Raw genomic sequence first — 23937 nt, 5'->3', positions numbered from 1 at the left:
GTTGCCCACTGCGCAGAACCTCCACTCGGCCTCCCGAGGGGGCGCCCAGATCAAAAGCTGAAGGCGAGCTAACGCTCGGCCTGATGAGTGGTGAAGAGCCAAGGCATACGCCGATCCATCCGAGCCGACCCGCCAGTCAGCCAATCTCTCGCAAACACCCATCCTCCCCCTGTGGGAGCGGGCTTGCTCGCGAAGCCGTTGATCTTGCTTTGCTGTGGCTGTGGCTTTTGAACTTGATCTTGATCTTGATCTGTTGCCCCTTCCCCAAAGGCCGAACGCAGGCATTGCGCAGGGGGCACCGCGGCAAGGATGCCGCGGTAGCCGCCCCCGGCCATGGATGGCCGATGGCGGCGTGCCCCCGGAGCAATGCCGGAGTGAGGGCATGCCGAGCCTAGGCGAGGCACCGAATGGAGGGGCAAAGCCTTTTGGTTCCTTTTCGGCGTTTGGAAAAGGGACTCGCTGTAAGAGCGAAACCGCCAGCCGCCACTACCGAAAAAACGGATATGCCCACCCTTCTAAAAAGCCAGCCGCCACTACCGCAGAAACGGATATCCCCACCTTTCTAAAAAGCAATAGCGAAACACCGGAACGCCCAGCCTCCAGCACCACCTATTTCTGACGCCCCCCCTCAAACCACTCCATCGCCGTACGCCAAATACAAATCCCCAGAAAATACGCCGACATCAACAACCAGAGCCCCATCACCAGCGGATTGATCACCGGGTGATTGATCACCAGCGACAAACTGCACAACAACCAAATGGCCGTGACAGCAATATTGATCGGCATAAACCTGCGCACACGGAACGGATGCAAAAACTTCATCCGCGTCACCGTCAACAACGCCAGACCAATCACAGTCAACAACGTAATCCACGGCGTCGGAGCGATGATATACAGACACAGCGCAACCACGTTCCACGCGGCAGGAAAGCCCTGAAAGTAATTGTCCTTGCTCTTCATATTGACGTTGCAGAAACAAAACAGCGACGAAACCAGAATCAGCGACACCGTCAGCAGCAGCGTGTACTCCGGCAACGGGATGTAACGGTAGATAAACAACGCCGGGATAAACACATACGTCAGGTAATCAATCACCAGATCGAGGATCGAGCCATCGAAACTCGGCAACACCGATTGCACATTGACCTTGCGCGCCAGTGCACCGTCCAGGCCGTCGACGATCAGCGCGACGCCGAGCCACAACAGGCAACTGGTGGGCTGGTTTTCCAGCAGGGCCAGGGTGGCGAGGAACGCGGTGACCACGCCGGTGGCCGTAAAACCATGGGCGCCCCATGCTTTGAGCCTGGCGATGTGTAGGGTGGATATCACGGGGGTGTTCTCCAAAAAGTAAAGCAAGCCAGTCATCACCCTCATCATCAAGGGCGGCGGCAAACCGGGTCGGGTTGCAGGTATCGACCGAAAATCGGCGAATAAGGTTCACCATCAGTGAATCTTAGCTGGGCCGCGGGAAAATACGCCGGAAAAATCCGCGCGGTTAATGACGCCATGCCGGCGCTTTTCCTCAGCCAGACGGTGGTGGCGCATTTGCCTGCGGGGACTATCGTTGCCTGACTGGATAACGCCATTCAATGAGGACATCGTCATGAACACCAGCGATCTGCTTGAACAACTGCTGCGCGGTGCGCAGGGCGGCTCAACGTCGCAGCAGGGCGGCGCTGGCGCGTCGGGTCAAGGCGGCGGGCTTGGCGGCTTGCTCGGCGGTCTGTTGGGCGGTGGCGCTGGCGGTTCAAGCATGGGCGGTGGCGGCTTGGGCGGTTTGCTCGGTGGTTTGCTCGGCGGCGGCTCGCCGCTGGGCGGTTCGACCCGCACTCGCTCCAGCGGCGGCACCAACTACGCGGCGCTCGCTTCCTTGGGGATGATGGCGTTTCAGGCGTATCAGGCCTGGCAGCGCAATCAGGCGTCGGCACCGCAACAGGCACCGCGCACGGTCGATCTGCTGTCCGGCCCGGAAGTCGAAGACCACAGCCATGCGGTCTTGCGCGCATTGATTGCGGCGGCGAAGGCTGACGGGCGCATCGACGACGCCGAGAAACAAATGATCAGCACTGAAATCGGCCGCCACACCGACGATCCGCAATTGCAGCAATGGCTGGATGATGAAGTCGCGCGGCCGCTGGACGCTGCGGACGTGGCGCAAGCGGCGACGGACCCGGCGATGGCGGCGGAAATGTACCTCGCCAGTGTGATGGTCGTGAACGATCAGGGCGATGCCGAGCGCAGTTATCTGGATGAATTGGCGGCGGCGCTGAAGATCGATCCGCAGTTGCAAGTCCACCTGGAACAACAGGCCAAGGGCAGCGCTGTTTAGGTGTCACGCACTCGGTAGATGTTGGCGAAGCCTGCGGATCGAGCCTGGCGCAAGCTTCGCCAACATCTGCATCAATGCAGCTTTTCAAACGTGCCGCGCGAACCTTCCGCGCCGCTGCATCCCGCGCTACACGCCCGTTTGTCCGGGCAATTTCAACGCCGATTGAATTTTTCTCGGGGCCAATCGCTCTGCTGAAGTAGAGACGTGTTGCTAGAACGTCCTGCCACTGGCCATAGACCGAGAGACGCGCCCATGACTGCCCTGACACGACTTGAATCGCGGCCTGCCCATCCACAGGCAATTTTTGCCGATGGCAGCCTGAAGCAGACCTACGAACAACTGCTGCTGAACGACGGTGCCGAGCCCTTGGCTCGCGCGTTCCTGAACGCTCAACTTGAGCAAGCGGCGGAGCTGCCCGACGTGTTGCCGCAAGACCTGTCGGCGCTTCAAGGCTTTGTCGAACAGCACTGCATCGACGTCGCTCGCCAATACGCCGACTACTTGGCCGCGCGCAAGAATGGCGGGCCACGGCAGTTCTTCAGCAACAAGGCGCACGCGCTGTTTTTTCTGCAAGCCGTGGCGCCGACCAAACTGGTAGACGGCGCTTGGCTGTATGGGCTGCTCAAGCACTGGCGCGACCCGCGTTTCGAAGAGCTGATCTGCACTTACCTGGAAGAATTGGGTGACGGCAATCCGGCGCAGAATCATGTGGTGATCTACCGCAAGCTGCTGGCCGAGCATGGCCTGCAAGACACCGGTGTGATCGCCGACGCGCATTACCTGCAAGGCGCGATTCAACTGGCCCTGGGCGAATGCGCCGACGCGTTCCTGCCTGAGGTCATCGGGTACAACCTCGGCTACGAGCAACTGCCGCTGCACCTGTTGATCAGCGCTTACGAACTGGCCGAATTGGGCATCGATCCGTATTACTTCACCTTGCACGTGACCATCGACAACGCCAGCACCGGCCACGCGCAAAAAGCGGTGCAGTCGGTGCTGCAATTGTTGCCGCTGGAAGGTGATCGCGAGGCATTCCTGCGTCGGGTGGCGCTGGGTTATCGCCTCAACGACCTGGGGCAGGGCAGCCGCGCAATCATCGAGTCGTTCGACCTTTACGGAGAAGTGCTGAGCATGCTGGAACGCAAGCGTCCGTTCGGCCAGCACATGCATTCCGATTACTGCAAGTTCGAAGGCAAAACCGTCAACCAATGGTTGTCATCGCCTGAGCAATTGCCGGCGTTTCTGACCGCGATGGAAAACAAAGGCTGGATCAAACGTCATCAAGACCCACAAGACAGCCGCTTCTGGCAGTTGATCGACGGTGACGGCGCGGCCATGTTCGGCGTGTTCAGCCCTTACGAAAAACAGCTGCTGCGCGACTGGATCGCCGGTGACTGGACGCCCGAGCGTCCACCTGCGGCGTATCGCCGAAGCAACAGTCAGGCCGGCGAACCGGTGCTACCGGCCAGCGACCCGGACGTTGAAAGCCTGCACGCGGCGCTCGAAGGTCTGTCGGGTGCCGAGCAAATGCCAGTGCTGATCCCGTGGCTGTCGGCGCATCGTCATTCGCACCCGGCCGGCCTGTTGGCCACGCGACAGTTCATCGAACTCAAATCCAGTCTTCGATAAGGAGCCGTTGATGAATCAGGAAGAACTCTTGGGTGCTGACGAACGGGCACTGCTGCAACTGGGGCGCCGCTTGCAGGCGGACGGTTATCGCTTTATCACGCCGACGCCGCTGACTCATCAACGGGTGAATGAGCGTCACGCGGCAACGACCGCCGCGACCCTGCGCGACGTGTACGGCTGGTCCCGCGCGTTCGAGCCCGGCCTGATGCCCGTCGATGAACAGCGGCAATTGCAGCAGGCCAACGTGCTCGAAGAACGCCACGGACAACTGAAAAGCCGCGTGCGCTGGTCCAGCCTTGATGACCTGTTATTCGTGCATTCCGGTTTCCCCACCGACGCCGCGGACTCGGTGTTTTTCGGCCCGGACACCTATCGCTTTGCCCAGCTGATTCACGCGTACCTGCAACAGCGCTTCGCACCGATCCGCCGCGCCGTGGACATCGGTTGCGGCGCTGGCGTCGGCGCGATTGTGATTGCCCGTGCCCGTCGTGAAGCGCAAGTGCTGGCGGTCGATATCAACCCGGCGGCGCTGCGCCTGACGGCGGTCAATGCCGCGCTCGCCGAAGTCGCCAATGTCAGCCTTGCAACCAGTGACGTGTTGCAGGATGTCGACGGTCACTTCGACCTGATCGTCGCCAATCCGCCGTACATGGCCGATCCCGCCGAGCGGGCTTATCGGCATGGCGGCGGGGCGTTTGGCGAGCAACTGTCGCTGCGCATTGTCGAGCAGGCGCTGAATCGGCTGGCGCCCGGCGGCTCGCTGGTGTTGTACACCGGCGTGGCGATGATCGACGGTCACGACCCGTTTCTGGAAGCGTTGCAGCCGCGCCTGGAGTCGCCGCTGTTCGGCTGGACCTACCGCGAACTCGATCCCGATGTCTTCGGTGAAGAGCTGTTGACTGCCGGTTATCAACGCGTCGAGCGGATTGCCGTGGTCGCGCTGGTGGTGACACGTGTCGGTCCTGGCATTGGCGCAAGCGTCGAGACAGCAGGTGCGCCATGAACAAGAACCTCGACGATTACAACCGCATGCGCGACTTCTCGGCGACCTCCGAACCGGCCGCCAAGCGTTCGGGCAAAAACACCGCCAAGGACCACGCGTTGCAGTTCTGCATTCAGAAGCACGACGCTTCGCACCTGCATTACGACTTTCGCCTGGAACTCGACGGCGCGCTGAAGAGCTGGGCCGTGCCCAAAGGCCCGTCGCTCGACCCCAAGGTCAAGCGTCTGGCGGTCCACGTGGAAGACCATCCCATTGACTACGCGACCTTCGAGGGCAGTATTCCCGAGGGCCATTATGGCGCCGGCGATGTGATCGTCTGGGACCGTGGCGTGTGGATTCCCCAGGACGATCCGGCCAAGGCCTACGCCAAGGGCAAACTCAAGTTCGAGTTGCAGGGCGAGAAGCTCGGCGGCCTGTGGAACCTGGTGCGCACGCACATGCCGGGCAAGCAGGAGCAATGGTTTCTGATCAAGCATCAGGACGGCGCCGCCAAACCCGAAGCCGATTACGACGTGCTCAGCGCCGAGCCGGACAGCGTGCTCAGTGACCGCACGATCATCGCCAAGAAAACCAAGGCGTCGGCCAAACCGAAAGCGCTCAAGAAGCCCGCGCGCAAGGTCACCCCCAAAGCAACGTCAGCGCCGCTGACCGGCGCGCACAAAGCCGAACTGCCCGACCAGCTCAAGCCGGAACTGGCGACGCTGGTGGAAAAGGCGCCGGACGGTCAATGGAGTTATGAGATCAAGTTCGACGGTTACCGGATCATGGCCCGTATCGATCACGACGAGGTGAAACTGTTCACCCGCAACGGCCACGACTGGACCCACAAACTGCCGAAGCAGGCCAAGGCGCTGGCCGCCTTGGGCCTGGAATCGGCGTGGCTCGACGGCGAAATGGTGGTCGCCAACGAACACGGCGTCCCGGACTTTCAAGCGCTGCAAAACGCCTTCGAACTGGGGCGCAGCGGCAACGTGCTCTATTACCTGTTCGACATGCCTTACCTCAACGGCGTGGACCTGCGCGAGGTGCCGGTCGAGGAGCGCAGAGTCGCCTTGCAGACCGTGCTCAAACAAGGCGAAGACCCGCTGCTGCGTTTCTCCGATGCGTTCGGCGAAGAGCCGGAAGCGTTGCTCAACAGCGCCTGCCAGATGCAGATGGAAGGGCTGATCGGCAAGCGACTGGGCTCGCCTTACGTGTCCCGGCGCAGCAATGACTGGATCAAGCTCAAATGCAAACATCGCCAGGAGTTTGTGGTGGTCGGTTTCACCGATCCGAAAGGTTCGCGGCATGCCTTTGGCGCTCTGTTGCTGGGGCTGCATGACCGTGACAGCGGTGAGCTGCGTTACGCGGGCAAGGTCGGCACCGGGTTCAACGAAACGACGCTCAACAGCATCCATGGGCAACTCAAGCCGTTGCAGATCAAAAAGCCTTCCGTGGTCAATCCACCGACCGGGTTCGATGCCAAAGGCGTGCACTGGCTCAAGCCTGTGCTGCTGGCGGAAATTGCCTTTGCCGAGATGACCAAGGACGGCTCGGTGCGGCATGCGGTGTTCCATGGCCTGCGCGATGACAAACCCGCCGACGACATTACCGAGGAGCGTCCGAAAGCCGTGAAGACTTCCACCTCAAAAACCGCTGCGGCAAAAAAAACCGCGGCGCAGAAACCGGCCGCGAAAAACAAGGCCGCTGAAACCGCGCCTTCGCAAATCGGCCTCGACCACGGCAAAGTGCGCATCACCCATCCCGACCGGGTGATCGATGCCAGTAGCGGCACCACCAAGGTGCAACTGGCGGAGTATTACGCCAGCGTCGCGCAATGGATCCTGCCCGAGTTGAAAGACCGGCCCGTGGCGCTGGTGCGTGCGCCGGACGGCATTGCTGGCGAACTGTTTTTCCAGAAAAACGCCGAGCGCCTGGCGATCCCGGGGATCACCACGCTGGACAAAGACCTCACCGGCCAACCGGTGATGCTCATCAACAACGCCGAAGCGCTGATCGGCGCGGTGCAGATGAGCACCGTCGAGCTGCACACCTGGAACGCCACCTCGGACAACCTCGACAAACCCGACCGCTTTGTCCTTGACCTCGACCCGGACCCGGCGCTGCCATGGAAAAGCATGGTCGAGGCGACCCAGCTGACGTTGTCGGTGCTCGATGAACTGGGGCTCAAGGCGTTTCTCAAAACCAGTGGCGGCAAGGGCATTCACCTGGTGGTGCCGCTGACCCGCAAGCTCGGCTGGGACGAGGTCAAGGACTTCAGCCACGCCATCGTCAGCCACATGGCCAAGTTGCTGCCGGAGCGCTTTTCCGCGGTGTCAGGGCCGAAAAACCGGGTAGGGCGGATCTTCATCGATTACCTGCGCAACGGCCTCGGCGCCACCACTATTTGTGCCTATGCGGCGCGCACCCGTGAAGGGCTGCCGGTGTCGGTTCCGATTTTTCGCGAGGAAGTGGCAGAGCTGAAGGGCGCTGACCAGTGGAACATTCACACCGTCCGGCAACGCCTGGCCGAAGTCGGTGATGAACCGTGGGCGGACTTGAACAAGACCCGGCAAACCATCACCGCCGACATGCGTCGGCGGGTCGGTATGAAGAAGTGATCAGTAACCGGGCGCTTGCTGGATGAAGGCTTGCAGGTCGGTGCCGAGTTTATCGATGGCCGCTTTGAAGTCCTGCGCGGTGATTTTTTGGCTTTCATTGGAAAGCTGTTTGCCGAACACCTTGCGCACCACTTTGGCCACGGTCTGGTTGGTTTTGGCGTCGATGAACTCGGCTTCGATAAACAGGTTGGTGTCTTGGTCGCGGTGACCGCTGGCCGCTTGTGCGGCGCCCACTACCGCGGCGACGGGCACGATTTCATACCACTTCATGCCTTCGTTCGAGGCACTCACGCCGGTGATTGCCGCGCGCATGATCAGGGTTCTCGAACCCGGTTGCGCGGTCGAGACCACCCGGTATTTCTGCCCGAGGATGCCTTTGGCTTTAGTGGTCATGTAGTTCTGGATGTCAGCGAGTGTCTGCTGATTGACCCGCTCATTGGGCTTGGGCGCCGGGTACAGCTCCAGTCGGTTGAAGGCGACGGTGTCGTAGGCATTGGGATTCCACGACGGGCTCACCCAACGCATCGCGGTGTCGCCGCTGGTGGTAGTGACTTGTTGCAGGTTGTCGTAGTTGGAAAGGTAGCCTGAGTACTGACTCGTGTCGGTGACTTTGGAGGTGCACCCGCCGAGCAGCAGGCTGGCCAGTGCAGCGCCGATAAACAGTTTTCGGGACAGGATCATGGTGGTTGGCTCCGTGGCTTCAGTCGTATTGATTTAAGTGTGTTTTGTCAAAAACGCCAGGTCATGTTTCCGGTCAAGGCCTGAATCCAGGCGTTATCGAACTGACCGGAGGTGCGATCGCCGGACAGGGTCTTGGTCTGGTCTACCGGCATATCGCCCAACCAGACAAGGGCCCAGCTGACGTTGATATCGGTGTCTTTGTTCAGCGCATAGGTGGCCCCGGTCGCCAGGCGCCATGAATCGTTCATCGGTACGTTGAGCGTGCGGTTATGGTCCGAGACGGCGGAGGTGTCGTAGGCGATACCGAAGTTCCACAACAACTGTTGCGTGGCCTGGTACTGGGCGCCGAGGGCCAGTTGGTAGGTGTCTTTGTAGTTGGCATCGATGGTGGACGATTGCGAACCGGCGACGTTGGTGTCGACTTGCACGCCGACCTCACCGAATTGCGACCAGTCCTGCCAGTTGACCGTCGCCAGCATTGCCCATTTCGGGTCCAGTTGCTGGAACAGGCTGAGGGTCACCGTTTGCGGCACTTGCGTATCGATTTTGGTGTTGAGGCCGTTCAACCGGTTCGTCAAGGGGCCGGAGCCTTTCACATCGAGGCCGTCTTCGAAGTCGAGGTCGACCTTGCTGGTGTAGGCCAGGCCGATACGCGTACCGGGTTGCGGGGCGTAGATCACCCCCAGGTTGGCGCCGTACCCCCAGGTGTTGTCCTTGTACTTGAGTTGCCCGTCGTTGCGGTCCGTGCGGTCCAGTGGTGAACGGTCGATAGCGGTCTGGGTCTGCAACATGCCGTACATGGCTTTGACGCCGACGCCCACCGACCATTGATCGTTGAAGCGATAGGCCACGCTGGGCACCAGCGACAAACCGGCGATGCTGGCGTTCTGCGCAAAGTAGCGCCCCGACCAGTCGTTGTCGTAATTGGCCGCCAGCCCGAAGTCGCCATAGGAGCCGAAACCGACACTCCAGTGCTCGTCGAGTTGATGGGTGATGAAAAAGCTGCCGCCGGGAATCGGGTCCAGCGCATTGCCGCTGCCACTGCCGGAGACATTCGTATTGGCATCGCGGTTGAACGTGAGGTCACCGTAGAGCACTTGTAAACCACCGGTGATTTGCGTGCCTGACAGATAGCTCATGCCCGCCGGGTTGCTGGCAATGGTGGAGGGGCCTTGGGCGCGGGCGGCAGCGCCGGCATTGGCCAGGCCGACGTTATCCGTGCCGACTTCGTAGAGCATGATGCCGCCTGCATTGGCCTGCTGACAGCACAGCGCAAGCAAGGTCAAGGCGGGCAGGGCGGATGGTTTTAGCTGCATGGGTTCGCCTCGCAAGATATCCGTCAAAACACGGGTGGCCGGTGTGGGTCACCCGCGATTCGCGCTGACGATTATTTGGACATTGCCGCCCGCGCCGCTTCGATCTTGGCCTTGACTGCCTCAAGGTTGAAGCTCGCGCCTTTTTGCATCGGCGGGTACTCGACGGCAGTCATCGCCAGTTTCGCGACCTGGTCCTGTACAAACACGAAGCGCCAGAACTGGTACTTGAACCATTCGAAGTAGGACAGCGAGCCGTTGGCCGAAAGGTTTTCAGCCCAGCCCATGCGCTCAAACGGGTCGAGTCGCAGGTTGGTCAGCACCGGCATGTCTGGATGCTCTTTCGGCCCAAGCCAGCCGCCCGGTTGGTTGATGAAACGGTACTTGAAGTCATCGATACGGATCGCGCCGAGGTCACTTTCACCGAAGTAGAAGATCTCATGCCGATTCGACGGACCTTTGCCGGTGATCATCGGCGTCTGGTCATAGCCATCCAGGTGAACCTTGTAGGTGGTGTCGCCTAGTTGCTTGCCTTTGAGCAGTTCTGTCGTGATGTTCGGGTTGCCGGCTGCCGCAACGAAGGTCGGGAACCAGTCCATGCCGGACATGATGCCGTTGGCTACCTGATTGGCCGGTACTTTGCCCGGCCAGCGAATAATCGCCGGCACCCGGAAGCCACCTTCCATCACCGTGCCTTTGCCCATGGCAAACGGGGTGGTGCCGCCGTCCGGCCAGGTGAAGTTTTCCGCGCCGTTGTCGGTGGTGAAGACCACGATGGTGTTGTCATCCATGCCTTCTTTTTTCAGCTTGGCCATGACGTCGCCGACGATGTCGTCGAGTTGGGCCATGCCGGCTTCCTGTTCCGACCAGCCATTTTCCGAGTTGCGCAGTTTTTCGTACTTGTCGGAAAGGTGGGTGACGATGTGCATGCGGGTCGGATTGAGCCACAGGAAGAACGGTTTGTTGTCCTGTTTGGCCTTGTCCACAAAGGCGAAGGCCTTGTCGCGGATCTCGTCGTCGACGGTTTTCATGCGCTCTGGGTAAAGCGTGCCGGCATCTTCGATTTTCTGTTTGCCGACCTTGCCCCAACGTGGCATCTCGGTCGGGTCATCGGTGGTCGTGGCCCAGCTGTGCACCATGTTGCGCGGGCCGAATTTTTCCAGCTGATCCTGCGGATAGTTGGGGTGCGCCGGGTCTTCCATGGCGTCGAGGTGATAGAGGTAGCCGAAGAACTCGTCGAAGCCATGCACGGTGGGCAGGAACTGGTTCAAGTCGCCCAAGTGGTTCTTGCCGAATTGCCCCGTGGCATAGCCCATGGCTTTGAGCGCGGTGGCGATGGTCACAGCTTCGGCGGGAATACCAATCGGCGAACCCGCCTGGCCGACCGTGGTCATGCCGGTGCGGATCGGCAGTTCGCCGGTAATGAAGTTGGCGCGTCCGGCCGTACAACTGGCCTCGGCGTAATAGTCGGTGAAGCGCATGCCTTCGTTGGCCAGTTGATCCAGATTGGGTGTTCGGCCCGCCATCATGCCCTGGTTGTAGACACCGATATTGGACCAGCCGATGTCGTCGCCCATGATGACCACAATGTTTGGCGCTTTGTCGGCGGCGTGGGTGGTGAGGGGTAGAACCATTGCAGACAACAGCACTGATGCAGCGAATAGTCTGGGAAGCTTTGTCCGGTTCATGTCGAGATCCTGTGCGCTTACGTTAATACGCTCAGACGTGCCCCCCGGCCGTCGTTAAATTTTGGATCCCCCGCGAAGAGCGTAGGTTTGAATGGTGAAATATCCAGTAATAACTAAGCAAAAAGCGCTGTAATGGGCTTAATCACCGATTGATGGCGCCTCACAAAATTAAACCGCGTCGTCGCGCATTCCATTGCTACGCTCTAATCCTGATTTGATCTCTGTGGAGAACAAGCGATGCAATCTCATCTGCAGCGGCGACTGTGCTTCCTCAGTGTGATGATCGTTTTGTTTGCAGCGCCCGTGCTCGCGGCGCAACCAGCCGCCGCCGAGACTCCGGCGGTCGAGCTGGAACCCAAGGCGCTGGAGATTCTCAAGGCCATGAGCGCGACGCTCATGAGCGCCAAAGGCATGAGTTTCAAGGCCATCACCACGTATGAGAAGCCCAGCCGGTTGGGGCCGCCCCTGGCCTACAACACCGTGGCGCTGGTGAATGTGCAGCGGCCCGACCGGCTCCGCGTGTTGACCTCGGGCGATGGCCCCGCCACCGAGTTCTACTACGACGGCAAGCAGGCTTATGCCTATGAACCGAAGCAACAGCTGCTGGCGCAAGCCGATGCCCCCGCGACGATTGATGCGACCCTCGAAGCGGCCTATCAGCGTGCCGCCATCTACTTTCCCTTCACCGATGTGATCGTCGCCGACCCGTACAAGGATCTGCAACGGGACATGCGTCTGGCGTTCTACATCGGGCAGTCGACGGTGGTGGGAGACACCACGACCGATGTCATCGCCTACGCCAACGACGTTGTGTTCGTCCAGGCATGGATCGGCGCACAAGACAAACTGCCGCGCATGTTGCGTGCGGTGTTTCGTGATGACCCGACCCAGGCCCGGCATCAGGTCGCGTTCACTGACTGGAAACTTGAATCGGCCATGTCGGCGGATTTCTTCAAGCCGGAGCATGTCGAGAACGCGCACAGGATTCAGTTTGCTCCACCGCCCGATCTGCGCGCCCCGGAAGGGGTCAAGCCACCGGTCGCAAAACCCTGAGCAAGGAACTTGCACCATGAACCGATCAACCTTCAAATGTGCCGGCCTGGTTGTTGCGTTGCTCAGTTGTAACCACGCGGCCGCCTGGTCTCACGCTTCCAGTTTTGGACGCTCCTCCGGCGGCGGTGGCTCATGGAGCCACTCCGGTGAATACGGTTCGGCGTCGGGTGGCGGCGGCAGTTGGAGCGGCGAGAGCAACCGGGGCGGCTCGGCGTCCGGTGGCGATGGCAGTTGGACTGGATCGGGCTATCGCGGTGGCTCGGCGTCTGGCGGTAGCGGCAGTTGGAACGCTCACGACGAAAATGGCGGGAATGCCTCGGGTGGCGAAGGCTCCTGGCACGGCACCGGGGCCGCGGGCGGCACGGCTTATGGAGGCGAGGGCGCGTGGCACGCCCAGGGCGAATATGGCGCCAGCGCCAGCGGCTACCACGCCGACGGGTATGGCACGACCGCTTACCATCCAGCGACCTATGGCACGAGCTATTACCACCCGCCGACCGCCGTTTATGCCAGCAGCGGCTGCTACAACTGCGGCTATAACGAGGGTGTCAATCCCGCCGCTGCGGCTGCCGTCGGGGTGGTGGCCGGTGCCGCCGTCGCCACGGCCGCCAATCAGAATGCCAACAACAACGCCTACGGCGCTGGCTACAACGCGGGAATGGTGGCCTCCGCGCCGCCGACCATGCCGATGGGCAGCACATTCGTCAGCCTTCCTTCCGGGTGTGGGCTGAGGACCGTTTCAGGGGGGACTTTTTATCAATGCGGTAATTCGTGGGTGAGACCTGCCTACGGTGCCAACGGCGTGTTCTACACCGTGGTGCCGACGCCCTGATCGAGCCCCTTGTGGAGATCGGAACAATGAACAGGCACCGTCAATGGTTGATCAGTGCGGCACTGAGTGGCGTGTTACTCGCCGGTTGCACCTCCAAAGTGGCGCAAGAACAGCAGTACTCAGGCTTTCTGCCGAGCTACCAAGGCTTGCAGGAACTGAGTTCGCCCAGTGGCCAGCAGGTGTTGCGCTGGGTGACGCCAGGGTTCGCCCCGGACGATTTTTCGACGGTGGTGTTCAACGGGCTGCAATTCTATCCCGCGCCCCAACCTGACGAACGGGTGAACCGGCAGACGTTGCAAGAGTTGCAGGCCTACACCAGCGCCAATGTGAAAAGCACCCTCGAAGAAAAATACCGCGTGGTGCCGTCCATGAACGATGTGCGGCCGGGTAAACGAACGATGATTTTGCGGGCGGCGATTACCGGGGTCACGGCGACCAGCGAGGGCATGCGCTGGTATGAAATCGTGCCGGTGGCGGCGGTGGTCGGTGCCACCGAGGCCGCGACAGGGCATCGCGATCAGAACACCGAGTTGTTCATCGAAGCCGAGTTTGTCGATGCGGCTTCCGGGCTGCCGTTGCTCAAAGTGGTGCGCAAAGTGTTTGGCGAGACCTTGAACAACGCCAGTCAGCCGATCACCGCCGAGGACTTCAAGGCCGCGATCCGGGGCATGACCAGCGATATGCGCACGCTGATGATGTAAAGGCTGCGCCTGCTGCACCGAGCGGGCGCTGCCCCGACCCTCAGCTGATCTTGCGTGAGGAACCGGCCCAGTATTTTTCCCGAACCTGGCGCCGCAATACCTTGCCGACCACCGATGTCGGCAACTCATTGACGAACACCAGCGATTTCGGCGCCTTGTAGCCACCGAGGCGCGTGCGCGTCTGGGCAATCAGCTCTTCGCAGGTGACCGTTTGCCCGTGGCGCAGGATTACCTCGGCGTGCACCGCTTCACCCCATTCCGGGTGTGGAATGCCCACCACGGCAGCCATCAACACCGAAGGGTGCGCCGCCAGCGCCGCCTCGACTTCCACCGCGTACACGTTGAAACCGCCGCTGATGATCATGTCTTTGAGTCGGTCGACGATGTACAGGTAGCCATCGGCATCGATGTAGCCGAGGTCGCCGGACTTCCACGCGCCGTCGTCGAATTCCGCTGCAGTGGCTTCCGGGTTTTCGTAGTAACCCTTGATGATCGCCTTGCAGCGAATACGAATTTCTCCGGTTTCGCCGATCGGCAGCGGCTGGCCGTCGGGATCGGCGATAAACACTTCGACGCCCGGGGTCGGTCGGCCTGCCGAGGACAGGTGTTGCAGCGCTGCGACATCACCGGGTTGATGCGCGGCTTTGTCCAGCGCGGCGATGATCATCGGTGACTCGGTGGCGGCGTAACCCTGGACGAAAATCTGTCCGAAGCACGCCACCAGTTCCCCGAGTTTGTCCGGGCTCATCGGCGCGGCGCCGTAGATCAGCGTGGTCAGCGACGAAAAGTCTTTTGGATCGGCGCGCTGCAATTCCAGCAACCGATAAAGCACAGTCGGCACCAGGAACGAGTGCGTCACGCGCTCGCGTTCGACAATCTGCCGCCAGGATTCCATGTCCAACTGGTTCAGGGTGATGTTGGTGCCGCCGCCATACACCGTGGGGAAAAACAGCATCAGCGTGCCGTGGGACAACGGCGAAACGTGCAGCAGCCGTGTCGAACTCGACAGCCCCAGATCGGTATTGATGAACGCCGCATCGCGACAGGCCATCCAGTTGTCGATGGAATACATCGCGCATTTGCCCTTGCCAGTGGTGCCACCGGTAAAGCGCAACATGCAGATGTGCTGGTCGGAATCGAGGGTGACGTCTTTGTCCAGGTCGGACGCGGCTTCGACCATCGACCAGAAGCTGTGCACGCCGGGGAGGGCGGCTTGCTCGGCGGTCGGCGGGTCCATCACCACAATCTCGCAGCCGCGATGGCGCAGCATGCCGTAGTAGCTGTCGAGCAAGCGGGTTTCGAGAAACACCACGCGCGGTTTGACCAGGTCGATCTGCCGCGCATGTTCATCCAGCGGGTCGCGCAGGTTGGTCATGACCACCGTGCCTTCCTGCTTGAAGGTGCTGGGAAACATCATCAGGCTGAGGTTGTCGTTTTCCAGGATCAGCATGAAGCGTTCACCCGCGCGCACCTGCAACATGGTGCGCAGGACATCGGCGATACGGTTGGTCAGCAGGTGGTATTGCTCGTAGGTGTAGCGCCGGTTGCGTTCGACGTTGACGATCGCTTCCTGGTCGCGATGACGCAGCGCGAGCAAGCGCATGATGCGGCTGAAATTCATTTTCATGGCGTGTGGGCCCTGTAGGACTGGCTCAGAAGAACGAGACGTTTACCGGGCACGCATGCGCGACGCGGCATCGAGGCGAATGGTTTCGCCGTTGATGTAGGCGTTCTCGATCAGGAAGGCGCAGCAATGGGCGAACTCGCGCATGTCACCGAGGCGCTTGGGGGCTTCCATCTGCGACTTCAGCGAGTCGAGAATCTTTGGGTCGAGACCGGCGACCATGGTGGTCAGGAACAGGCCCGGTGCGATGGCGTTCACACGTACGCCAATCTCGCCCAGTTCACGGGCGGCCGGCATGTTCAGGCCGATCACGCCAGCCTTGGTCGCCGCATAAGCGCATTGGCCGACCTGGCCTTCGTAGGCGGCACCGGACGACACGTTGATCACCACGCCGCGCTCTTCGCCGGCCTCGGCTTCGTTGTTGGCCATCTGCTCGGCGCACTTGGACATGACGTTGAACACGCCGTTGAGGTTGATCGCGGTGGCCTGGGCGAAACGCGCCAGCGGCGCTGCCTTGCCTTCGCGGCCCAGTACTTTGAAACCGGTCGGTACGGCGGCGCCGTTGATGCACACGTGGATCGCACCGAAGCGCGCCATCACCGCGTCCACCGCGTTCTGCACCGAGACTTCGTCGCTGACGTCTGTCTGCACGAACATCGCACGGTCCGCGCCAATCGCGGCCACGGCTTTTTCCCCGGCTTCGACGTTCAGGTCGAAGATCGCCACGCACGCGGCTTTCTCTTCCACCAGGTAATGCGCGGTCGCCAGGCCCAGGCCCGATGCACCGCCAGTGATCACAACGATTTTGTCTTGAATACGCATGAGAGTGTCCTGGTTCGCTGCCCGACCCAAAGGGGCCGGGTTGTTATTGTTAGGTGTCGAACTGACGGCTGATCAGAACGCGTTGACCCCGGTCAGGGCGCGGCCAATGATCAGTTGCTGGATCTGGGTGGTGCCTTCCGGAATCGGCACGATGATCGCTTCACGGGCGAGTTTCTCGACCAGGAAGTCGGTGGTCACACCGGCGCCACCGTGAATCTGCACGGCTTGACGGGCGATGGTCACCGCCGCTTCGCAGGCGAAATACTTGGCCATCGCCGCTTCCATTTCGGCCGGGATGCCAGCGCCGATCATCTCGGCGGCACGGTAGGTCAACAGGCGTGCGGCGTCGACGTTGGTGGCCATTTCCGCGAGCATCGCCGAGATCAATTGGTGGCCGGCGATCACCTTGCCGTGCTGCTTGCGTTCCTTGGCGTAACGCACGGCTTCTTCCAGTGCGCGACGGCCAATGCCCAGGCCTTGCGCCGCGACAAACACCCGCGAACGCTCGAAGAACGACAGGGTGTTTTTCAGTGCCTGGCCTTCGCCGCCGATGATGTTGCTGGCGGGAACCCGCACGTCGTTGAGGAAGATCTGCGCGGTGGACTGGCTGTTCCAGGCCATTTTGTGAATGTTCTGTACTTCGTACGGGTGTTCTTTGCGGTCCAGCAGGAAGTGCGTCAGGCCTTTGCGCGGGTCTTCGCCGGTACGGGCGGTGCAGATCAGGAAGTCGGAGTAGGCACCGTTGCTGATCCAGGTTTTCTCGCCGGTGATGATGTAGTCGTCACCGTCGCGGCGGGCGCGGGTCTTGATTTCCAGCACGTTGGAGCCGACGTCCGGTTCCGAGATGCCGACGCTGACGAACGAGTCGCCGCTGATCAGGCCCGGCAGGTAACGCTCGCGCAGGTGATCCGGGGCGAGTTTTTCCAGCATTTGCGCGCCGAAGGAGTTGATCACCACCGGCGTCGACAGGTCCACCGAGCAGGCGGCGACTTCTTCGAACAGCATGGTCATGGTCGGCCAGTCCAGGCCCAGGCCGCCGTTGGCTTCGCTGACCGCGCCCGACACCATGCCGAACTCGGAGAGCTGGCGCATCATCTCGGCCATTTTCTCCTTGGGCATGAACGTGTCGCGGTATTCCTTGTTGAACACCGGGTCGATCTTGTCGGCGAGGAAACGCCGGAAACTCTCGACCGCTTCGAGTTGTTCCGGGGTGCGCATGACGTGTCCCATGAGGGTTCTCCTTAAATATTCTTGTTGGCGAGAATGTTGACGGCGACCACGGCTTCTTCGATGCCGAACAGTCCGCCGCCGTTTTCCTGAATGGCAATACGGGCGCCGTCTACCTGGCGCTTGCCGGCTTCGCCACGCAGTTGCGTGACCAGCTCATGGATCTGCCCAAGACCGGTGGCGCCAATCGGGTGGCCCTTGGATTCGAGGCCACCGGACGGGTTGATCGGCATGCGACCGCCGATGGTGAAGTCACCGCGTTCGGCCGCCGGGCCGCCTTCGCCGAACGGCACCAGCATCAGCGATTCGGCGTTGAGGATTTCGCCGATGGCCGAGGCGTCGTGGACTTCCGCGACATCGACGTCGGAGGGCGAGACACCGGCCATGGCGTAGGCTTTTTTCGCGGCGAGGTGCGCGATGATTTTTTCCGGTTCGTCGAGGCCACGGTTGGTGCCGGTTTGCACCACGCTGGCAAGAACACGAACGGCGCGGTCAGCGGAATTTTTCAAGCGTTTGAGGCCTTCGGCGTTGCACAGCAACACCGCTGCGGCACCGTCACTGATCGGCGAGCACATCAGGGTGGTCAGCGGGTAGCAGATCGCGGGCGAGGCCAGCACTTCGTCGATGCTGAAGGCTTGTTGGAACTGCGATAGCGGGTTGTGCACCGAGTGCTGATGGTTCTTCGCCGCGACGGCTGCGATCTGTCGCTGAGTGGTGCCGTAACGCAGCATGTGGTTACGGGCGATGGCGGCATACACGTCCATGAACACGCTGTACGGACGCTCGGAAACAGTGCCCGGTGGCGGCACGACGCCTTCGCCCATGGCCAGCAACGTGTGTTTGTTCTGCTCGACGGTGGACACGTCCCAGCCGCCATCGAACACGGCAAACATCTTCGCCTTGTCGGGGACGTTCATCTTCTCGGCGCCGACCGCCAGCGCGATGTCGCACTGACCGGCACGCAGCGCCAGCGTGGCCAGGTTGAACGCCGATGAGCCGGAGGCGCAGGCGTTTTCCACCGAGAACACCGGCACGCCCTCGATGCCGATGCGGCGCATGGCGATCGGGCCGGGAATGCCGGTCTGACCCTGCAACATGCCGTTGGTCATGGTGCTGTAATACACCGAGCCGACGTCTTCGGTGGTAGCGCCAGCATCGTTCAACGCCAGGCTGACGGCTTCGTCGACCATGTCGTAGACGCTGCGCTCCAGCAACCGGCCAAACGGCGTCATGCCAACGCCCACTACGTAGATATCGTTCATTGTCTGATCCTGAAAAATGCGGGGACGTGGCGGCCTAGCGGCCCTTGAAGTTCGGTGCGCGTTTCTCGCCAAAGGCTTGCAGGCCTTCCTGGAAATCGGCGGTGCGCAGGTGTTGGCGCAACATCACTTGCTCGTGCTGCAAGGCGTCGTCGCGAGATTTGTCCGCCGAGGCGCGGGCCACTTCTTTCATGCGGCGCAGGGCAATCGGGCTCTTTTTGGCGATTTGCGTGGCCAGCTTCACGGCGGCGTCGGCCAGTTCGGCGTCGGCGTGGACTTCACAGACCAGGCCGTAGCCTTTCATTTCGCTCGCCGAGAGCGATTTGCCGGTCATCAGCAAGTACATCGCCATGTTCAACGGGATCAGGCGCGGCAACACGGCAGCGCCGCCAGCACCCGGAAAAACGCCGAAGTTGGCGTGGGCATCGGCGAGGGTCGCGGTTTGCGCCGCCACGACGATATCGGCGCACATCGCCAGCTCCAGGCCACCGGCCATGGTCACGCCGTTGAGCGCGGCGATCACCGGTTTGGGGAAGTTACGAAGTTGGCCGAAGACTTGATTGGCACGGTCGAGAAAGTCAGCTTCACCGGCCGCGAGGCTGGCGCCGGCCAACACTTCCTTGAGGTCGGCGCCGGCACAGAAGGCCGGGCCGCTGCCGGTGAGGATCACGGCGCGCAGTTCGTCATTGCGCGCAATGTCATTGAGGCAGCGTTCGAGTTCGGCGAGGGTCGCCAGATTCAGCGCGTTCATGGCCCGTGGCCGGTTAAGTGTCAGGCGCGCCACCGGGCCGATGATTTCGTAAAGCAGGACATCTTCACTCATGACAACTCCCCTTATTGTTAGTCGCGCTATTGGCGTAGTTGATGGGCCGATAGTAGGAATGGCGTCCGGGGCGGCGCAGGTCATTGCAACGAAAGCGCTTGTCCGCAGGAGAGCAATGGCGGGCTCAGACCTGACACGGCCCCTTTGGCTCGGGAGCTTTTGTGGTGGGCAGGTTTTTGTGGCTTGGGAGCTTTTGTGAGTAGTACGACTCCTGTGGTGGGTGGGCTTTTGTGGCGAGGGGGCTTGCCCCCGTTCGGCTGCGCAGCAGTCGTAAAACCGAATTGCACGATTTCACTGAATAAATGCAGGGGGCCGCTTCGCAGCCCAACGGGGGCAAGCCCCCTCGCCACAGAAGCCCACCAGCACAGAAGCTCACTTGCCACAGAAGCCCACCAGCACAGAAGCTCACTTGCCACAGAAGCCCACCCAGCACAGAAGCTCACTTGCCACAGAAGCCCACCACCCCAGAAGCTCACTTGCCACAAAAGCCCATCAGCCACAAAAGCCCTTCACCACACGTATTCCGTGTTCCACCTCCGCCCCTGTGAAGACACATGAATTGATTGAGAAGACCGGCGCATCAGGGCGCTTGCTTGCACCATCGCAACGGCAATCCAATAACAATTAGAGAGAGACCCTGCGATGAAAACATTCCGTGTCGTGCTGACGGTGTCGGTGTTGGCGGCCAGTATTGCCGGCGCTATGCACTGGTCGGGCGGTCAGGCCGGTGTGCCTTGGCAGGCGACTGAAAACAGCGCGGGGCAGGGTGGCCAGAAAGCGGCGACGGCCGCGACCATTGCGGTCAACGCCGCCACGGCGCAGACCATGCCGGCGGTAGATCCGCAGGTGGAAGCCGACATCCAGCACGGATTTATTGCCACCATTCCCGACGCCGAAACCACCGCCGCCGACGGTCATGTGGTCTATAGCCTCAAGGGTTACGAATTCCTCGGCAGCCCCGAGGCACCGGCCACGGTCAACCCGAGCCTGTGGGTGCAGGCGCGCAAAAGCATGGCCGCCGGGTTGTTCAAGGTCACCGACGGTTTTTACCAGGTGCGTGGTCTCGACCTGACGAACATGACCATCGTCGAAGGCAAAACCGGCCTGATCATCATCGACTGCAACCTGGCCACCGAAGTGGCGCATGCGGCGCTCGAGTTGTACTACCAGCATCGGCCGCGAAAACCGGTGGTGGCGGTGATCTACAACCACAGCCACGTCGATCACTTTGCCGGGATTCGCGGCATCGTCGATGAGGCGGACGTCAAATCGGGCAAGGTGCAAATCATCGCCCCGGCCGGGTTCATGACGACGGCGGTGGCCGAAAACGTAATGGCCGGCAACGCCATGAGCCGCCGCGCCGAATACCAGTTCGGCACCACGTTGCCGCGCAGCGCCCAGGGCCAGATCGACCTGGGCGGCGCCAAGGCCTTGTCCAGCGGCACGATTACCATGATCCCGCCGACTATCGAGCTCAACCAGCCGATTCAAAAACTGACCATCGACGGCGTCGAGATCGTCAACATGCTGGCCCCGGGCACCGAGGCGCCGGCCGAATTCATTCACTACTTTCCGCAGTTCAAAGTCCTCGACACCGGTGAACTGGCATTGCCGACCCAGCATCAGTTGCTGACGTTGCGCGGGGCAACCATCCGCGATGGCCTGGCCTGGTCGAAATACCTCAACGAGGCGCTGCATCAGTTCGCTCCCGGCGCCGACATCCTGGTGGGGCAGCATGGCTGGCCGGTGTTTGGTCATGAACGAGTGGTCAACTATCTGTCCAAGCAGCGGGACATGTACAAGTGGCTGCACGATCAGTCTTTGCGCCTGATCAACAAGGGCTACAAACCGGTGGAGATCGCTGATTACATGCGCAGTCACGTCCCGGCGAGCCTGGCCAGTGAGACGTTTACCCATGGTTTTTACGGTTCGGTGCAGCGCAACGCCAAGGCTGTGTATCAGCAATACATGGGCTGGTATGACGCCAACCCGGCCAATCTGGATGCGTTGTCCGACGGCGATTACGGCAAGAAGTTTGTCGAGTACGGCGGCGGTGCCGACGCGGTGTTGGCCCACGCCCGTACGGACTTCGCCAACGGCGAATATCGCTGGGTGGCGCAAGCCATGAGCCATTTGATCTACGCTGAGCCGAACAACAGCGCCGCGCGGCAACTGGCGGCCGATGCTCTGGAACAGTTGGGTTATCAAGCCGAGTCGGCGGTAGAGCGCAACAGCTACCTGGCGGCGGCCATGGAGCATCGCAGCGGCGGCAAGAAAATCGCTTCGCCATTGCGCACCGCCAGTCCCGACATGCTGCGGGCACTGACCATCGACAATATTTTCGATTACCTGGGCGTGCGCCTGAAGGCGCCGGATGTCGAGGGCAAACACATTGTCCTCAACTGGAACTTCACTGACGTCGGGCCGTCGGGCCAGCGCTACATGCTCAATCTGGAGAACTCGGCGCTGACCTACATTGCCGATTACAACGCCGAGAAGGCCGACGCCACGCTGACCCTGACCCGCGAAACGCTGAATGCGATCCTGGCGGAGAAAATGTCGCCCATCGAGGCGGTGTTCAAAGGCGACTTGAAGATCGATGGCAGCAAACTGGCGGTGTATGACGTGCTCGGTTCGCTGGACAAATTCTCTCCGGACTTTGAGCTGGTAGGGCCCAATGCACCGGCACGCTAGGGAGACGAACATGCAGGCGACCTTGCACGATCAAACTCAAACACACGCCGTATTGGCTGCCGAACGGGTGGCACAGGTGCTCGCCCGTCAGCAGGCTGCATCGTTGGCTGAAGGGCCGCCACCGGCCGCCTTGCGTATCGAGCGGATCGACCGGGTGATCAAGTTGCTGCTGGACAATCAGCAGCCGCTCTGTGAAGCGCTGGCCAAAGACTTTACCTGGCGCAGTCATGACCAGTCGCTGATGGCCGATGTGCTGCTGCCGGTCCAGGGCCTGAAATATGCCCGCGACCATGTGCACCGCTGGATGCGCCCGCAACGGCGTAAAGCCGAACTGGGCAGCGGCTGGCTGGGCGCCCGGGCCGAGATTCGCTATCAGCCGCTGGGGACCATCGGCATCATTTCGCCGTGGAATTTCCCCATCGCCATCGCGCTGGGGCCATTGGCCGAGGCGCTGGCGGCGGGCAACCGGGCGATTCTGTTGTTCTCCGATCAGTCGCCGGCCACGGCAGGTTTGTTGATTGAACTGCTGACTCAGCAGTTTGATGACACCGAAGTCGCGGCCTTCATTGGCGGCGCCGAACTGGGGGCGGCATTCTCCGCGATGCCGCTGGATCACCTGGTGTTTACCGGCAGCCCACGGGTCGGGCGCCTGGTCATGCGCGCGGCGGCGGAACACCTGACGCCGTTGACCCTGGAATTGGGCGGTAAATCGCCGACCATCATCGGCCGTGGCGCCGACCTGGAAAACGCCGCCCGGCGGATTTGGGGCGGCAAGGGGATCAGCGCCGGGCAGGCGTGCATCGCACCGGATTACGTCTGGGTGCACGAGGACGATTGCGAACGGCTGTTGAGCTGCATGCAAACCGAACTGCGGCGCCTGTTCCCGACACTGCTGAACAATCCGGACTACACGGCCATGGCCACGCCGGGGCAATACCGGCGAATGCAGGCCTGTCTGCAAGATGCGCTGGAACATTGCGTGCGCATCATCGAGGTCAACCCCGCCGACGAGGACTTGAGCGCGTCGCGCAAGATCGCGCCGACCCTGCTGGTGGATCCGCCGGATTCGACGCTGGCGATGCAAGAGGAAGTGTTCGGCCCGCTGTTGCCGATTCGCAGCTATCGCCAGATCAGCGAGCCGCTGGACTACATCAATGCGCACCCGCGACCGCTGGCGCTGTACTACTTCGGCGACGACCGTGCCGAGGCCCGGCATGTGCTGCAACGCACCCATTCGGGCGGCGCCTGTATCAACGAAGTCATGCAGCACCTGTTCCAGAACGATCTGCCGTTTGGTGGCTGCGGGCACTCGGGGTTTGGCCGTTATCGCGGTGGCTATGGGTTCAAGGCGTTCAGCCTGGAACGCTCGGTGTTCACGCCGCCGCGCTGGGACGTGATGGGGGCGTTGCGCCCGCCGTACGGCAAGCTGTTTCGACGGGTCATGAGTGCATTGCTGAAACCCTGAGTTGAATTCACTCCGATCAACCGTGGGAGCGGGCTTGCTCCGGGCGGCGTTCCGACGAAGGCGGTGCATCAGTCACCAACCGTGTTGGATGTGAAGCCGCCTTCGCGAGCAAGCCCGCTTGTGTCTTGGGCAGGGGATAAACTTTGGGGTGAGAGGGGTGGATGGCAAGCTGTGAGTCCGCGGTGCTTGAA

The 23937-nt window shown here is 61.4% G+C and carries 18 protein-coding genes; 9 read left to right on the top strand and 9 right to left on the bottom strand.

Translation table 11 applies throughout. The annotated features are described in order from the left end of the window. Window positions 1–609: 609 nt before the first annotated feature. Entirely contained in the window at window positions 610–1332 is a 723-nt protein-coding gene (pcsA, locus tag ACQKP4_RS23160) for a phosphatidylcholine synthase (protein ID WP_427635938.1), read from the bottom strand. Between the two features lie 274 nt (window positions 1333–1606). Between pcsA and ACQKP4_RS23155 the strand changes: the two genes are divergently transcribed. From ACQKP4_RS23155 to ligD, 4 genes are all read left to right on the top strand, one after another. Then, complete coding sequence (locus ACQKP4_RS23155; RefSeq protein ID WP_427635937.1) at window positions 1607–2332, top strand: tellurite resistance TerB family protein; 726 nt, start codon at window positions 1607–1609, stop codon at window positions 2330–2332. Between the two features lie 252 nt (window positions 2333–2584). After that, on the top strand, window positions 2585–3961 hold the full coding sequence (locus ACQKP4_RS23150) for an iron-containing redox enzyme family protein (protein ID WP_427635935.1): 1377 nt from the start codon (window positions 2585–2587) through the stop codon (window positions 3959–3961). Between the two features lie 10 nt (window positions 3962–3971). Beyond that, entirely contained in the window at window positions 3972–4964 is a 993-nt protein-coding gene (locus ACQKP4_RS23145) for a methyltransferase (RefSeq protein ID WP_427635934.1), read from the top strand. Then, window positions 4961–7564, top strand: coding sequence for a DNA ligase D (gene ligD / locus ACQKP4_RS23140; RefSeq protein ID WP_427635932.1), 2604 nt, complete (start codon window positions 4961–4963; stop codon window positions 7562–7564). The genes ACQKP4_RS23145 and ligD overlap by 4 nt, the downstream gene beginning before the upstream one ends. On the opposite strand, the gene ACQKP4_RS23135 is transcribed toward ligD, so the two are convergent. The 3 genes from ACQKP4_RS23135 to ACQKP4_RS23125 all read right to left on the bottom strand — a co-directional run bounded on the left by ACQKP4_RS23135 (window position 7565) and on the right by ACQKP4_RS23125 (window position 11246). Then, window positions 7565–8245, bottom strand: coding sequence for a DUF3313 domain-containing protein (locus tag ACQKP4_RS23135; RefSeq protein ID WP_427635930.1), 681 nt, complete (start codon window positions 8243–8245; stop codon window positions 7565–7567). It lies immediately after the preceding gene. Between the two features lie 47 nt (window positions 8246–8292). After that, window positions 8293–9561, bottom strand: a complete 1269-nt coding sequence (locus tag ACQKP4_RS23130; RefSeq protein ID WP_427635928.1) for an OmpP1/FadL family transporter — start codon at window positions 9559–9561, stop codon at window positions 8293–8295. A 71-nt stretch (window positions 9562–9632) separates the two neighbouring features. Then, a complete protein-coding gene (locus tag ACQKP4_RS23125; RefSeq protein WP_427635927.1) occupies window positions 9633–11246 on the bottom strand; it encodes an arylsulfatase in 1614 nt (537 codons plus the stop codon). Between the two features lie 237 nt (window positions 11247–11483). On the opposite strand from ACQKP4_RS23125, the gene ACQKP4_RS23120 reads away from it, so the two are divergent. The 3 genes from ACQKP4_RS23120 to ACQKP4_RS23110 are packed head-to-tail and all read left to right on the top strand — an operon-like array spanning window position 11484 to window position 13832. Further along, window positions 11484–12299, top strand: a complete 816-nt coding sequence (locus tag ACQKP4_RS23120; protein ID WP_427635923.1) for a DUF2092 domain-containing protein — start codon at window positions 11484–11486, stop codon at window positions 12297–12299. Window positions 12300–12315: 16 nt separating this feature from the next. Continuing rightward, a complete protein-coding gene (locus ACQKP4_RS23115) occupies window positions 12316–13131 on the top strand; it encodes a hypothetical protein (protein WP_427635922.1) in 816 nt (271 codons plus the stop codon). Window positions 13132–13157: 26 nt separating this feature from the next. Continuing rightward, the gene (locus ACQKP4_RS23110; RefSeq protein ID WP_427635921.1) at window positions 13158–13832 is read left to right on the top strand and encodes a DUF3313 domain-containing protein; all 675 of its coding nucleotides are present in this window, start codon (window positions 13158–13160) and stop codon (window positions 13830–13832) included. A gap of 40 nt (window positions 13833–13872) precedes the next feature. Here the strand turns inward: ACQKP4_RS23110 and ACQKP4_RS23105 are convergent, their stop codons facing one another. From ACQKP4_RS23105 to ACQKP4_RS23085, 5 genes are all read right to left on the bottom strand, one after another. Next, window positions 13873–15459, bottom strand: coding sequence for a class I adenylate-forming enzyme family protein (locus ACQKP4_RS23105; RefSeq protein ID WP_427635920.1), 1587 nt, complete (start codon window positions 15457–15459; stop codon window positions 13873–13875). A gap of 42 nt (window positions 15460–15501) precedes the next feature. Continuing rightward, complete coding sequence (locus tag ACQKP4_RS23100) at window positions 15502–16278, bottom strand: SDR family NAD(P)-dependent oxidoreductase (protein ID WP_427635918.1); 777 nt, start codon at window positions 16276–16278, stop codon at window positions 15502–15504. 72 nt (window positions 16279–16350) lie between these two features. Continuing rightward, window positions 16351–17508, bottom strand: a complete 1158-nt coding sequence (locus tag ACQKP4_RS23095; RefSeq protein ID WP_427635916.1) for an acyl-CoA dehydrogenase family protein — start codon at window positions 17506–17508, stop codon at window positions 16351–16353. An 11-nt stretch (window positions 17509–17519) separates the two neighbouring features. Continuing rightward, window positions 17520–18767 carry a thiolase family protein gene (locus ACQKP4_RS23090; RefSeq protein WP_427635914.1) on the bottom strand — a complete coding sequence of 416 codons (1248 nt, stop codon included), beginning with the start codon at window positions 18765–18767 and terminating at the stop codon, window positions 17520–17522. 34 nt (window positions 18768–18801) lie between these two features. After that, complete coding sequence (locus ACQKP4_RS23085) at window positions 18802–19587, bottom strand: enoyl-CoA hydratase/isomerase family protein (protein ID WP_427635913.1); 786 nt, start codon at window positions 19585–19587, stop codon at window positions 18802–18804. A gap of 642 nt (window positions 19588–20229) precedes the next feature. Here ACQKP4_RS23085 and ACQKP4_RS23080 point away from each other — a divergent pair. Next, the gene (locus ACQKP4_RS23080; protein WP_427635911.1) at window positions 20230–22281 is read left to right on the top strand and encodes an alkyl/aryl-sulfatase; all 2052 of its coding nucleotides are present in this window, start codon (window positions 20230–20232) and stop codon (window positions 22279–22281) included. A 10-nt stretch (window positions 22282–22291) separates the two neighbouring features. Then, window positions 22292–23746, top strand: coding sequence for a coniferyl aldehyde dehydrogenase (locus ACQKP4_RS23075; protein ID WP_427635910.1), 1455 nt, complete (start codon window positions 22292–22294; stop codon window positions 23744–23746). Window positions 23747–23937: the final 191 nt, after the last annotated feature.

The organism is Pseudomonas sp. NPDC086278, from assembly GCF_050280905.1.
Taxonomy (GTDB): Bacteria; Pseudomonadota; Gammaproteobacteria; order Pseudomonadales; family Pseudomonadaceae; genus Aquipseudomonas.
This window is presented reverse-complemented; position numbering and strand designations above follow the sequence as displayed.

Bases quoted from the DNA above. Each gene is read 5' to 3' on its own strand.
- ACQKP4_RS23155 (WP_427635937.1), top strand. From the start codon at position 1,607: ATGAACACCAGCGATCTGCTTGAACAACTGCTGCGCGGTGCGCAGGGC.
- ACQKP4_RS23150 (WP_427635935.1), top strand. From the start codon at position 2,585: ATGACTGCCCTGACACGACTTGAATCGCGGCCTGCCCATCCACAGGCA.
- ACQKP4_RS23145 (WP_427635934.1), top strand. From the start codon at position 3,972: ATGAATCAGGAAGAACTCTTGGGTGCTGACGAACGGGCACTGCTGCAA.
- ligD (WP_427635932.1), top strand. From the start codon at position 4,961: ATGAACAAGAACCTCGACGATTACAACCGCATGCGCGACTTCTCGGCG.
- ACQKP4_RS23135 (WP_427635930.1), bottom strand. From the start codon at position 8,245: ATGATCCTGTCCCGAAAACTGTTTATCGGCGCTGCACTGGCCAGCCTG.
- ACQKP4_RS23130 (WP_427635928.1), bottom strand. From the start codon at position 9,561: ATGCAGCTAAAACCATCCGCCCTGCCCGCCTTGACCTTGCTTGCGCTG.
- ACQKP4_RS23125 (WP_427635927.1), bottom strand. From the start codon at position 11,246: ATGAACCGGACAAAGCTTCCCAGACTATTCGCTGCATCAGTGCTGTTG.
- ACQKP4_RS23120 (WP_427635923.1), top strand. From the start codon at position 11,484: ATGCAATCTCATCTGCAGCGGCGACTGTGCTTCCTCAGTGTGATGATC.
- ACQKP4_RS23115 (WP_427635922.1), top strand. From the start codon at position 12,316: ATGAACCGATCAACCTTCAAATGTGCCGGCCTGGTTGTTGCGTTGCTC.
- ACQKP4_RS23110 (WP_427635921.1), top strand. From the start codon at position 13,158: ATGAACAGGCACCGTCAATGGTTGATCAGTGCGGCACTGAGTGGCGTG.
- ACQKP4_RS23105 (WP_427635920.1), bottom strand. From the start codon at position 15,459: ATGAAAATGAATTTCAGCCGCATCATGCGCTTGCTCGCGCTGCGTCAT.
- ACQKP4_RS23100 (WP_427635918.1), bottom strand. From the start codon at position 16,278: ATGCGTATTCAAGACAAAATCGTTGTGATCACTGGCGGTGCATCGGGC.
- ACQKP4_RS23095 (WP_427635916.1), bottom strand. From the start codon at position 17,508: ATGGGACACGTCATGCGCACCCCGGAACAACTCGAAGCGGTCGAGAGT.
- ACQKP4_RS23090 (WP_427635914.1), bottom strand. From the start codon at position 18,767: ATGAACGATATCTACGTAGTGGGCGTTGGCATGACGCCGTTTGGCCGG.
- ACQKP4_RS23085 (WP_427635913.1), bottom strand. From the start codon at position 19,587: ATGAGTGAAGATGTCCTGCTTTACGAAATCATCGGCCCGGTGGCGCGC.
- ACQKP4_RS23080 (WP_427635911.1), top strand. From the start codon at position 20,230: ATGAAAACATTCCGTGTCGTGCTGACGGTGTCGGTGTTGGCGGCCAGT.
- ACQKP4_RS23075 (WP_427635910.1), top strand. From the start codon at position 22,292: ATGCAGGCGACCTTGCACGATCAAACTCAAACACACGCCGTATTGGCT.